Below are 11,754 nucleotides of genomic sequence, written 5' to 3' on the forward strand. Positions count from 1 at the left end.
CAATGAACGAACCGGCAAGCCGCGCAGCGCCCACATGGTTCACCACAGTGAACTGGATCGGCGCCATCATCTTCGCGACCGCAGCAGCTTTCTGGGCATCCAGATACCTCGTAGAGCAGCAGCACGCCACAAAGCGCTTTCAGCCACTGGGGAATCTCGCCCAGGCGATGATTGCCGCCGGCATGGCAATCTTGTTCAGCGCCATACTCTTCGTAATCTGAGATCAGAGACGACCCGACAGCTGCCATGCGGGCTGCTCCTGTATGCGGTTCGGTTCGGCCCGACGCGTGCCCCACGTGTCCCGGTGCTCCGGGAGAGGGACGTGAGCAATGTTGCGGCACCGCGGCTCTTGTGTGGCACGTGCATCGTTTGCGTGGCGAGGACCTGTGCTGCATCGGTGACCGAGTGCTCTCCGTGCGCGATGATCGGATCGAGGCGATGCAACGTGCAACGGCGTACGGCCGAAGAGCAAGAGATGAAACCGATATCGAATTGCGCGACCGCCGAAGAGTGAGCCACGTGCGCTCATACTGCTGATCGCTTCTTCGGGCCGAGACTGCGGTGCTGCGCACGCTGACCGAATGTTCCGGGTCGGTCCCGACGCAAGAATCTTGGGCCCGAGCCCTTCCGCTGCGCCCAATTCTCGGGACTTTTGCCCCTACCCCCTAAGGGTATAGGGTGTCATACTTCACCTTATGACGCAAACACCAGATTCCGTCGAACCACCCAATGCAACCGGAGGATTCAGCCACTCGGATCCACCTGAGTCCAGTCGGGTTGATCGACTCTGGACGATTGTGGCGATCGCCGCGGGCGTGGTCTTCATCGTCGCTGTCATCTTCTTCTCGGGTTTCTTCCTGGGGCGGGTCACGCATGGCCCTTACGACGGCAAGCACGTCTCCGGCGGGGGTGAGAGCACCTGCCGGATGGGCTCCGGCGGAGGCATGGGACCCGGAATGATGGGCCCGGGAGCGTCCAGAGAGCCCCGGCAAACGACAATGCCCGGACCACAGCCAACGCCACACCCCTAGCAGCCCATAACCATTGGCAATCAACACATCAATTTATATCGCCATCGTGCTTGGGCACGTCCGACACAGTCTTCCACATCCTAGTAATTGAAGAAAGGAAGTCAGAAAATGAGGGATAAGCGAAAGCACCGAATCGCGTTCGCCGTCGGCAGCCTGGCAGCTACAGCAGGATTGATGATCGTGGCGATTCCGCTAGTTCCGCAGGTAACCGCCAACCTCGACGACGCTGCCCTGGCGGAGATGGGCATGAAGCCGGAAATGCCTGTCCCGCATGTGATGCGCTATGGAGCAATTGCTTACGCATCCAGCGGGGCGTGGGGTGCAGCGCAGGGCTATCCAGTCAAGGCGCAGGCAGAACAAGTCGCTCTGCAGAAATGTGGCGAGAAGGACTGCCGAGTAATCATCAGCTTCAACCTATGCGGCGCGGTCGCGTCTGACGGCGGGAGTTACCAAGGCGGAACAGGCTTCACACGTGCAGCGGCAGAAGCCGACGCCTTGAACAGGCTGGGTGGCGGGACTGTCCTCAGGTCGGTCTGCAACTGAGCTCGGCGCATCGATATCGTAAAATCGTTCTGACACAAACGAATTAATCACTTCCGCGATCTCCAGCGATGCGGGCTACAGCGCCATCGTCGCCCCGAGCGCCGCGACGTCACCGGACCGACGATCCGCAGGTCGATGAGATCGCGGGGAAAAATCCGCCGCCACATCGGCGTTCCACACCGGTTGGCAATCTCAATCCGATACGCGTCGAACGCTTTTCGGTCCCGGGTCACTGATCGTCGCACACTTGCAAGGTGGTGCCCAGTGGCGCGGCCGAAACGGTAGAACTGTGCGCGTTGTTCCTCGGTGATCGGGCCGCGCAACAGTTGATAGGTGTCTTCCAGTCCGACGAACAGGCAGTCCGCCACCCACATCTGCATATTGGATCTAAGGCGTTGTAGCGAACCGGGCTCTCCGGCGTCGATCTCACCTGTCGACGGGCACAGTCAACGGCTTCGCGAAACGGCGTCGCGGTCCTCCTGCGACCCGACGACCGCGATCGCCAGATAGTGACACGTGGTAGGCGCCCGCTTCCACGGGCGCTTTTGCAGGTTGCCGGAGTCGATTACGGATTCCACGACCTGTAGCCCACCTCAGGCCACGGCAATTTCATGATCACATTCGCCGGTCCTGCTGTTCGCCGACGTGTGCACGACCTGAGCCGCGCGGCTCAGCCGGTCAGCTGCGCGATCTGGATCAGGTTTCCGCAGGTGTCGTCGAGCACCGCGGTGATCACCGGCCCCATGGCAACCGGTTCCTGGGTGAAGCGCACGCCAAGACCGGTCAGCCGCTCGAATTCGGCCCGGGCGTCATCGACGGCGAAAGACATGAAGGGAATGCCGTCGGCAACCAGCGCCTCCTTGAATGGCTTGACCGCCGGGTGCCCATCGGGTTCGAGAACCAGTTCGGTCCCGTCCGGGTCTTCGGGTGATACCACCGTGATCCAACGGGCCTCACCCATCGGGATGTCGGCCTTCGGCCTGAAGCCGAGAACCTCGGTGTAAAACCGCAGCGCCTTGTCCTGGTCGTCGACGAGGATGCTGGTCAGATTGATTCTCACTGGGGATGACCGGCCAGGTAGTCGCCGACGGGAATCCGTTCGGAGGCCGAGTAGCCGACGGGCAGCAGCACGTCACCTGATGTGGTCAGGTAGTAGACGTCCCAGCGGTGGTAGCCGGGCAGGACGGCCGGATCGGCGGCGATCGCGTCGGCGTAATCCCGGACCGCTGCGACGTAGTGACTGGAATGGTTGTAGCTGTAGACGGCACCGTCACGATTGCCGGCAAAACCGTTGGCGGCGAGCATCCGGCCGGCCGCCATGATGCTGTCGCGCGGGGAGTGGATGTCCCCGCCCTCGGCGTAGGCGGCGAAGGTCGAGGGCAGGAACTGCATGGGCCCTTGTGCGCCGGCGGTGCTCACCCCGTTGATGCGGCCGAAGTCGGTTTCGACCATGTTGATCGCGGCCAGGTAGTTCCAGTCGACGCCGGTGGCCGCCGCCGCGGCCTGGTAGTCGCTGACGAGTTCGCCGAGCGGCACCGGCGCGTCGATGTGCCACGCGGGCAGCGTGGGTTTGGCCTCACCGGCGTTCAGCGCCATCAGGTGGTGGCGCGCATCGACGTTGAGGTCGTAGATCCCGACCAGCGCTGCCGGAATGATCGGCCGGATGGTGGGCTCCCATTCGGGGTGTCGCCCGATGGCCCGGTAGGCCGCCTGCTGACGGAGCGCGGCCGCCTGCAACACCGCATCCGAGGATGACGGGTCGCGTAGCGCCTGCTCGTCGGCAACCAGGTCACGGGCCAGCAGCGCCGGTTCGGCAGCCAGCGCCGGCTGCGCCGGGAGCGGGGCCGCGGCCGATTGGCCAGGCGAATTCAGCACCAGCGTGGCCAGGACGGCGAAAATCACTGCGCTGCAGCGCAGCAGCCAAGTGGGCGGTGAACCGCCCCCATGACGAACATCCATAGTTTCGACCTCAACGCAGACATGCGACCCGACGTCGTCGGCTCGTGCGGGTATTCCGCACTACATCTTGTCCGCTGAGTCCCGATTGACCAAGCTAAGGCAGCAACAACGCGGGGACATCGAGTTGGGGGCAGGTTCTGGCCCAGGCACGGCTGGTGAGCTCGGATGGCGGACTTCCGGCGCGAAGTGCGGCAAGCATGAGGTCCGGGTCGAACGACGGGCCGGCCGGGTCGGAGCTGTATTCTTCGCCGCGCATGTAGTCGGTCGATTCTTCCGGCGTGGCGAAGTTGTCGATCTGCAGTTCGACCATGTTGCCGTCGGGATCGCGGTAATAGATCGACGTCGTCACGCCATGTTGCACCGGTACATGAGGGTGGACACCCGACCTCGTCAAGGCCTCATATTTGGTGAGCAGACTCAACAGGTCAGGGTAGGTGTAAGCCGAGTGCGCCATCCCTACCGTCGCCGCGGTGCGCGGAACCGGACTGGATAATTGCACAATCGCCAGACGATGGTGTTCGTCGTCGAACGTCATGAACGACAGGAATTCGTTCTCGAACACCACATGGGCGTCCAGCACTTCGAGGTACCAGTCGCGCAGTTCCGGTAGCCGGCCGGTCTGCAGCACGATATGGGCGAGCCGCTTTTCGAGTTTCACGGCTTACCAGGCAGGCGCCGGGTCCAACATCGCGACATGGTCGTTCTGCCACTGATACCGCACCGTGGTGGTCGGTCCCGGGCACGCCGTACACACTTCCCGGCCGTCCTTGTAGTCCAACGCGACGGTGTCATCGGTCGTTTTTGCCGCATTGACGCTGGTGAAGGCATACGCCTTCAACGTCGCCACACCGACGTAGCTGCCCTTGTGGAAGAGCAACGCCATATCGGGCGAGCTGCCGGTGGCTCCGACCACAGTGACGATGACAGTCGACAACGTTGCGCACGGGTTGTAGTTGCTGCTCGGATCGAAGCTCTTGACGTTGTGATCCCACGCTGAGGCCTGCGGTAAGGCGGGCAACGAGGCAAGCGCGGTTTCGATCTGCGGGGCATTCAGGTTCACCCCGCACGTCGGCGTCGGGTCGGCGCGAGCGGGCGATGCCAGCGGATTAAACGCGCAGAGCGCGGCGATGAGCGCGCTCAGGACAACTGCTCGCATCGAAACACTGCCTCCTCGTCGGCTGCAGTCAATCGTCGCGCTGTTTTCCTCCCAGCTGGTAGGACCGCTATGACATTGTGTCGAAGAAGTGACCTACGCCGCGGTTATCGCGCGGGCTGGTTGGGCACGCCGGCTGGCAACTCTACGACGTGATCGTCGTACATCGAGGCTTGCTGCTGGCCCTGGCCGCGGCGGAGGCTTGCAGCGAGGACGGGGTCGCAGAAGCCGGACTGCGCTCTTGCCGGCCGGAACTGCCGGCGCCCTCCACGGTGGCGATGATCGTCGGCATGGTGGCGCTGCGTACGGCGTTTTTCGGCGACGAGCAACCCTCGCGTGATGCGATCGTCGATGAACTGGTGCAGGCCAGTCTGCACGGATTCCTGCACCGACACAGCTGAAGCGCGCTTCACCGCGCGGTGTCCGCGCAAGCGGGCGCGGAAAGGAAACTAGGGCGGCCGTCCAAGGCGTCCGCGCAGATACACAACGCATCGAGGACGCACCCAGGTCTCGTCCATTTCTCCGCCTATCCGGGCTGAAATCTGGCGCGATGCCTCGACGGCCCGTTCGCTGCGGTAGCGAGCGGGATCGACGAGGCCGCGAACGCTTGCGAAGCGCCATGGCAGGATTTGTCGCTATGGCAGACAACGGGGTCGGCAGGGTCGCCGGCAAGGTCGCATTGATCACCGGCGCAGCCCGTGGCCAGGGTCGTGAACACGCGATCCGACTGGCCGAGGAGGGAGCCGACATCATCGCGGTGGACGTCTGCGAAGACATCGACGGAGTCGCCTATCCCGGAGCCACCGAAGGTGACCTCGCCGACACCGCCGATCTCGTCGAGAAGTCAGGCCGCCGCATCGTCACGGCGAAATCCGACGTTCGTGATGTAGAAACTCTGCGTGCCGCGGTCGCGCGGGGAGTTGACGCGCTGGGCCCACTCGACATCGTCGTGGCGAACGCCGGCATCAGTGGGATTCCCGCCCCTGCGGCGATGATCGAAGAATCCGCGTGGCAGACGATGATGGGCATCAACCTGACCGGCGTGTGGCACACCGTCAAAGTGGCGCTGCCGCACATGACCAACGGCGGCGGCTCGATCATCTTGGTCAGCTCGATGTTGGGCATTCGCGGCGGTGGCTACATGGCCCACTACGCCTGCGCTAAACACGCCGTCGTCGGATTGATGAACTCGCTGGCCAATGAGCTTGCACCGCAATGGATCAGGGTGAACTCGATCCATCCGGGCAATGTGCTGACACCGATGATCGACAACGACTGGTTCGTCCGGACACTGCGACCGGACCTGCCGAACCCCACCGTGCACGACGCCGCAGAGATCATCGGACAGTTCCATATGTTGCCCAGGCCGCTGATCGAGGCACGCGCAGTCAGCCACGCCGTGCTTTTCCTCGCCTCCGACGAGTCGCAGTACATCACCGGCGCGGCACTGCCCGTGGACGCCGGCGCCGTCGCGAAGTTCTGACTCAGTCTCCTGTCGCGCCGTCCGGCGAGCACCGCGGAAGCCGGTGCAGCCCGTCGGGGTCTGTCTCGACACAGAGATACGGTTGCCCGTCCGCCGCGGTTGCAACACAGACGGGAAGTTCGTTGGCCCCGGGGCTGTCCGGTGCCACCAGGAGCTCCAGCTCCTGCGAGCCGACGTACCGCAGGGCGTCGTCGTTGGACAGCTTCCACGGCCGTCCATCGGTCGGCCATTGCCCGCCGACCACCCGGATATCCTGGCGCGCATCGCCTTCGGCGTCCCGGGTCTGCAGACAACTCACCCACAGCTTCCCCGGCAGCGGGCGGAAGTACACCGCGAGGCGCTGCCGGTTGAGGTTGACGTCGACCGGGATGCCGATTGGGGGCAGGGCTGTGCCCTCCGGCTGGTCGTTCAGCGACTTCTTGACCTGTCGGGACCCGATTCCGGTGCCGAACCAGTCGATCGTCAGCACGGTCGTGAGGTATTGAGCGATCGCCAGAGTCAGCAGCCCGCCCGCGCCGGCCACCCCGACGCCCGCAGCGCCGGCCGCGGCGGTTACCGGTAGCGCGATCAATCCGGCGACGGCGGCCGCTCCCGCAGCGGTGGCAATCTTGCCCGCGGTCGTGAGGCTGAAATCCGGATTCACCTGCGGCTGCGGGGGATTCTGTACCGGTCTCACTCCGACGGTTCGCGGCAACTCGTCGAAGAGGTCACTGACCCGCTTGACTTCCACCTCGTATTCTTCGCCGGTGAGCTCACCGGCGCGCTTCTTCTCGCCAGCGGCACTCAGTTGCCGCTCCAGACTTTCGATCGTCTTGAGGTTCGCCCGCCGGGTCTCCTCCACCGTCGGGTCGCGCGGTATCTCGTCGAGACCCATTTCGTAGGTAACCTTGAAGCTGGCCCTGAAGTCGTAGAGCTTGTTCTCGGCGCTCACGGTGCCGTCGACCACCAACCGGCCGTCTCCGGTACGCGGCAGAATGTCGGCGTCGAGGGTGTCGAGGCTGCGCTCTTCGCCACCGATGCTGACGGTCTTGGGCCCTCGCAACAGACACGGCACATCGGGATCGAAGTCGCTTTCGTCGAGTTCGAAGCTGTTCATCACTGTGTCGCGCACCTGACGCAGAATCCCCCATCCAGTGACGGCCAATCCCGTTTTCTCACATGGGTTTTCGGCCAGTATCGACGGTGGGAGCTGCTCACCGGCGGGCAACTCGCGCAGCGTCTGCAGCTGAACCACCATGGATTCGTGGGTGGCGTCGCCGATGTCGAAGCGGTGCACCACGGCGTCGAGGGCCTTGACCGTGCTGTCGTCCCGCGAGCCTGGATCAACGTCCAGCGGCGAGGGCAGCAGCGCCTGAATCCCGTTGTCCCCCATCTCGGCGAGCTGCGGGCGGATCGCATCGGCGATCTGGCCGGCCAGCGAGTCGAGAACCCTGGTGGCGGCGTCCTCGTCAGAGAGGCCGGGTTGCCGCAGCATTTCCATCTTCACCAGCAATTGGCCCGCGATGCTGTGGGTGATCCAGTACGCGTCGGCGTAGTCGAGTTCCCAGCTGATCCGCGGGTCTTGTCCGGTGAACGCGGTGGCGCCGTCGGCACCGCGTTCGACATGTGGACCGAACAGCCGCGGCCCGTACTCGTCGCTCAGCTGGTCGGCAATGAGCACCGGGGCGTCCTGTGCGGTGAAGTTCAATGCGATCGTCTGTTTGCCGGGCTCTACCTGGTGTGGCTCCAGCTGATCATGAATCGTCAAGCGGCCGAACAGCGCGATCTCGTTGTAGGGGATCTCTTTGGACTCACCCGCACGCGGCCCGTCCGGGATGGTGACCGTCGCCGGGGGCAGTTCCACCAGAGGGATGCAGGTCACCGAGTCGATCACGATCTTGGAATCGAAGATCACCAGGTCGATCGCGAAATGCCTCAGCGGGTCCCGCTGTTCGCCGCCGGCCTGTTCCTGCCACGCTCGTTGGTGGGAGTCGACGATGAACCAGACCCGATCCAGGGTGAGATCCAGGGTGGCGGTTGCGGAGTACCCGGTGCCGTCCACGGACTCGGTCCGCCTGTCGCCGCTGAACATCTCGACCGTCTGGTCCTGGACGCGTTCACGATGAATTTCGATGATCGTGTCGGGGCGGTCCATGTCGGATGCTGTACCCAAAAAGCTGGGGACTCAGACCTGGGAGCAGACCCTCACAACATCGAGTCGAGCATGACGCCGGCATCGCCGTCCGCACTCGCGGGCGCATCGCTGTTCTGCGCAAACACGACGAAGGCCGACTTGTGACTCGAGGTGTTCAGCAGCTCCGCAAACCAGCCCTCGACAGGAATGAGCCCCATCCGCGATGTGCCGTCAGCGCTGTACTGAACTTCCGCTGACTGCTGAAAGTGACTGCTTTGCACCGGTTTCGCGGTCGGCACGCCCAGATCTCTGACGTTGGTCAGGCCGGTCGTCGACAGGCCGTTCAAGTGGCCGATGTCTGCCTGCAGCACAGCGACGGGATCCGTCCCGCCGGCGATCTTGGTCTTGATCTCCATCTCGGCTGTGGAAAATGCGTTGTGTAGCGTAACCCATCCGGGACCCTCTTTTCCCACCGTCCACCCCGGCGCCGGGGTCACCGAGATGCCTTGACCCAGGTCGATCGCGCCGCCCACGGTCAGCACCACCGCCGGCGGGCGGGTGATCGAGCCGGTCGCGGCGATCGTCGACAGCGCCGCGGCAGCGACCGCGACGCACCACGTACCCCGCCAAACCTGTATGCAACGCCGTCGTACGTACATGGCTGACTCCTCGGCCGCGATGGGTGACGATCAATTCTGACGCGGCAACAACTCGGCCGCAAAGCGATTGATGAACGTGTCCGCCGGCGTCATAGCGACCGGCCTGATGACGAATCTCGTCAATCCCGAACCAGATAGGCGTCGAGCTGGCGGCGCAGCTGATCCCGCCCCTACCCCGGACCGGTCTCTCACGGCAAGACCAACGCGATGCCGGCTAGTTGAATCCCGGTTGCCGCAGCAGATCCGCAAAAAGCTGCGCCGCTGAGGCGACACCCGCGTCATCGTCGGTACCCACCAGGTCCAGGAGCAGCCCGCGGGTCACTGCCAGGCCCAGGCGTATCAGCGCCGGGTCGCCCGCGGAGCCGGCCACCCTCGCCGCCTCGGCCAACCAGCTGTTGACCGCGTTCGGCACCATGCGCACGAAAGGCTCCTCGCCCTGCGCGCCGCGGGAGTAACACTCGAAGAAGAGGCGTTCGAAGGGTCGTAGCTCGGGGCGGCGGAGGACGTCCCACATCGCGGTGAAACTGTCCGCGGGCTCGCTCGGTAGCTCGGGCAGGAGGGCCCTCTGCCGGCGTTCGACCTCCTGCACGATTTCCAGCAGGAGTTCGTCCCGGGACGAGAAGTGGTGCAGCAGCATGCGGTGGCTGGTGCCGACCGACTCAGCCACGTCGCGCAGCGAACGGTTTCCGATTCCGCCGCCCGCGAATTCCCCGATCAGGGCATCGAGTAGCTGCCGGCGTCGCCGGACGTCAGGAGTGCGGGCCAAGCGAGTGCCGCAGTTGCTCGCTGCGACCTTTCAGGCCCCGGGCCTCCATCTCCAAGTAGCGACGCGTAGTGCCCAGCATGAGCCGCCCGACGAGCGCGCCGATCGGTCCGCGCTGGTCGAGTTCCTGGCGCACCCGCGTGCGATCGCCGGCGATCGGGGTCAGCGAATGAAGTGCCGAGGTCGACCCGCCAGGAGAACTCTGCAGCCACGTCCACGAGACCCCGGGCTGCACGGCGGTGACCTTCCAGACAAGCTTCGGCAACTTCGGCTGCTTGATCTCGAATCGTTTACCGACCTCCAGGCCCGGCCCGTCCAGCGCGACCAGACGAGTGACCGAAGCTGTCCATTCCGGCCAGCGCTCGACGTCGCTGAACACCTCCCAAACCAGGGATGCCGGTGCGTCGATCTCGACGCCACTCTCAATAATCATGTACCAGATGGTACACCCATCGACGGCATCGGTGAACCGGTTCTTGGAGTCGTCCGGTCGCGCCCATAGGCTTCGGCGCATGGACTTCGAGTTGCTCCGCACCGACCTGCACCAGACCCGGTTCGTCTCGCACGACGCGCCCGCACCGGCACCGGGTGAGGCGTTGCTGCGCGTGGAGTCCTTCGGCCTGACGTCGAACAACATCACTTACGCCGTGTTCGGCGACGCAATGCGGTACTGGGATTTCTTTCCGGCGTCGGACCCGGATTGGGGAAAGCTGAATGTCTGGGGATATGCGCACGTCGAGGAGTCGCGCCACCCCGTTCTCGCGCCGGGTCTGCGCGTCTACGGCTACCTGCCGTGTGCCAGCCACCTGCTCGTCGTGCCCGACCGGATCAACGACAAGGGATTCATCGACGCAGCACCGCACCGGTTGCCGCTGCCCTCGGCCTATCAGGGCTACCGCGACGTCACCACCGATCCGGTGTACTCGGCCGACCGCGAAGCAGAGCACGTCCTGTTCTTTCCGCTGTTCTTCACTTCGTTCCTCATCGACGACTTCGTCGCCGACGAAGGATTCTTCGGGGCGGACACCATCGTGATTTCCAGTGCCTCATCGAAGACGGCCATCATCGCGGCCTATCTGCTCGCCAAGCGCGACGGTGTCGACGTGGTCGGGCTGACGTCGGCCGGCAACCGCGAGTTTGTCGAGGGACTGAACATTTACGATGCGGTTCACGTGTACGACGACATTTCTCGGTTACCCGGCGACCGCGCCGTCTACATCGACATCTCCGGCGACAGCGCGGTCCGCACGGACGTCCACACCCGCTACGGCGACCACCTTGCCCACAGCGCCGCGGTGGGCATGACGCACTGGACCCGCATGGCGCCCGGCGGCCTCGATCTCGCCGGCCCGAAGCCCGTCTTCTTCTTCGCCCCCGATCGCATCAAGAAGCGTGGCGCCGACTGGGGCACCGCGCAACTGGATCACAGGGTCGCCGAGTCATGGGCGCCGTTCGCCGAATGGGCATCGAAGTGGCTTCAGGTGCAACGGATCTCGGGCCAGGACGAGATCCAGCGAGCCTATCTCGAGTTGCTCGACGGCAAGGTCGATCCCGCGGCCGGCACCATCGTCGATCTGTAATCCGGGGTCCCCAACAACTGTCGGGAGGTTCCTTTGGCGGTAGTCGTCATCGCGATCGCCGCGGTCTTCTTCCTCGGCATGGGCGTCTACGCGTTAGCCGCTCCGGCAAGGATGATCGGGGTGTTCGGCATCACCCTGCCAGAGCGTGAGTCGCGCGCCGAGGTGCGGGCTGTGTACGGCGGATTCGGTCTGGCGATCGCGGGCGTGCTGGCTTTTGCCGCTATCGAAGCGGGCCCGACGCGAATCGGAATCGTGATCACCGTTGCATTGGCTCTGGCCGGCATGGCGTTGGGTCGCGTCGTCTCAGCCGTCGCCGAGGGCACCACCCCGTTCTATCCCAACTGGTTCTACTTCATCGTGGAATCGGTCGTCGCCGGCGCGTTGCTGCTGACCGCCCGGGGTTGACTGGATTCACCGACGTGAGGCGGCTCCGGAATCAGCCTTTTGATGCGTTCGAGCCGACGCCGATC

Annotated in this window: 15 protein-coding genes and 1 pseudogene; 7 read left to right on the forward strand and 9 right to left on the reverse strand. The window is 64.4% G+C overall.

The genetic code is table 11. The features are described 5' to 3' along the window. From ACX9NE_RS03780 to ACX9NE_RS03790, 3 genes are all read left to right on the forward strand, one after another. Positions 1 to 221: DUF5134 domain-containing protein (locus ACX9NE_RS03780; protein ID WP_459370693.1), on the forward strand; the 221-nt coding region annotated here is incomplete at its 5' end. Between the two features lie 576 nt (positions 222 to 797). Continuing rightward, positions 798 to 1,031: a hypothetical protein gene (locus tag ACX9NE_RS03785; RefSeq protein WP_459360367.1), complete on the forward strand. Its 234-nt coding sequence runs from the start codon at positions 798 to 800 to the stop codon at positions 1,029 to 1,031. 174 nt (positions 1,032 to 1,205) lie between these two features. Next, positions 1,206 to 1,574, forward strand: a complete 369-nt coding sequence (locus ACX9NE_RS03790) for a DUF4189 domain-containing protein (RefSeq protein WP_459370692.1) — start codon at positions 1,206 to 1,208, stop codon at positions 1,572 to 1,574. Positions 1,575 to 1,621: 47 nt separating this feature from the next. Here ACX9NE_RS03790 and ACX9NE_RS03795 read toward each other — a convergent pair whose 3' ends face one another. The 5 genes from ACX9NE_RS03795 to ACX9NE_RS03815 form a co-directional block, all read right to left on the reverse strand. Continuing rightward, entirely contained in the window at positions 1,622 to 1,954 is a 333-nt protein-coding gene (locus ACX9NE_RS03795; RefSeq protein ID WP_459360369.1) for an oxygenase MpaB family protein, read from the reverse strand. A 290-nt stretch (positions 1,955 to 2,244) separates the two neighbouring features. Continuing rightward, positions 2,245 to 2,634, reverse strand: a complete 390-nt coding sequence (locus ACX9NE_RS03800; RefSeq protein ID WP_459360370.1) for a VOC family protein — start codon at positions 2,632 to 2,634, stop codon at positions 2,245 to 2,247. Then, complete coding sequence (locus ACX9NE_RS03805) at positions 2,631 to 3,533, reverse strand: lytic transglycosylase domain-containing protein (protein WP_459360371.1); 903 nt, start codon at positions 3,531 to 3,533, stop codon at positions 2,631 to 2,633. The genes ACX9NE_RS03800 and ACX9NE_RS03805 overlap by 4 nt, the downstream gene beginning before the upstream one ends. Before the next feature lie 94 nt (positions 3,534 to 3,627). Continuing rightward, positions 3,628 to 4,191, reverse strand: coding sequence for a VOC family protein (locus ACX9NE_RS03810; protein WP_459360372.1), 564 nt, complete (start codon positions 4,189 to 4,191; stop codon positions 3,628 to 3,630). Positions 4,192 to 4,194: 3 nt separating this feature from the next. Next, positions 4,195 to 4,689, reverse strand: coding sequence for an LppP/LprE family lipoprotein (locus tag ACX9NE_RS03815; protein ID WP_459360373.1), 495 nt, complete (start codon positions 4,687 to 4,689; stop codon positions 4,195 to 4,197). 104 nt (positions 4,690 to 4,793) lie between these two features. Between ACX9NE_RS03815 and ACX9NE_RS03820 the strand changes: the two are divergent. Both ACX9NE_RS03820 and ACX9NE_RS03825 read left to right on the forward strand, forming a co-directional pair. After that, positions 4,794 to 5,087 (forward strand): annotated as a pseudogene (locus ACX9NE_RS03820) (TetR/AcrR family transcriptional regulator); the annotation flags it as partial. Positions 5,088 to 5,323: 236 nt separating this feature from the next. Further along, positions 5,324 to 6,169: a mycofactocin-coupled SDR family oxidoreductase gene (locus ACX9NE_RS03825; protein WP_459360374.1), complete on the forward strand. Its 846-nt coding sequence runs from the start codon at positions 5,324 to 5,326 to the stop codon at positions 6,167 to 6,169. Between the two features lies 1 nt (position 6,170). Here ACX9NE_RS03825 and ACX9NE_RS03830 read toward each other — a convergent pair whose 3' ends face one another. From ACX9NE_RS03830 to ACX9NE_RS03845, 4 genes are all read right to left on the reverse strand, one after another. Beyond that, a complete protein-coding gene (locus tag ACX9NE_RS03830) occupies positions 6,171 to 8,303 on the reverse strand; it encodes a hypothetical protein (RefSeq protein WP_459360375.1) in 2,133 nt (710 codons plus the stop codon). Positions 8,304 to 8,353: 50 nt separating this feature from the next. Then, positions 8,354 to 8,941 (reverse strand): hypothetical protein, encoded by a 588-nt coding sequence (locus ACX9NE_RS03835; RefSeq protein WP_459360376.1) that lies wholly within the window; start codon positions 8,939 to 8,941, stop codon positions 8,354 to 8,356. Between the two features lie 214 nt (positions 8,942 to 9,155). Continuing rightward, the gene (locus tag ACX9NE_RS03840; RefSeq protein ID WP_459360377.1) at positions 9,156 to 9,707 is read right to left on the reverse strand and encodes a TetR/AcrR family transcriptional regulator; all 552 of its coding nucleotides are present in this window, start codon (positions 9,705 to 9,707) and stop codon (positions 9,156 to 9,158) included. Further along, entirely contained in the window at positions 9,691 to 10,137 is a 447-nt protein-coding gene (locus tag ACX9NE_RS03845; RefSeq protein WP_459360378.1) for an SRPBCC family protein, read from the reverse strand. Before ACX9NE_RS03845 ends, ACX9NE_RS03840 begins: the two co-directional genes overlap by 17 nt. Positions 10,138 to 10,216: 79 nt before the next feature. Between ACX9NE_RS03845 and ACX9NE_RS03850 the strand changes: the two genes are divergently transcribed. Next, positions 10,217 to 11,284 carry a DUF2855 family protein gene (locus tag ACX9NE_RS03850; RefSeq protein ID WP_459360379.1) on the forward strand — a complete coding sequence of 356 codons (1,068 nt, stop codon included), beginning with the start codon at positions 10,217 to 10,219 and terminating at the stop codon, positions 11,282 to 11,284. A gap of 33 nt (positions 11,285 to 11,317) precedes the next feature. Further along, positions 11,318 to 11,689: a DUF4345 domain-containing protein gene (locus ACX9NE_RS03855; RefSeq protein ID WP_459360380.1), complete on the forward strand. Its 372-nt coding sequence runs from the start codon at positions 11,318 to 11,320 to the stop codon at positions 11,687 to 11,689. Positions 11,690 to 11,754: the final 65 nt, after the last annotated feature.

Source organism: Mycobacterium sp. ML4 (assembly GCF_054515735.1).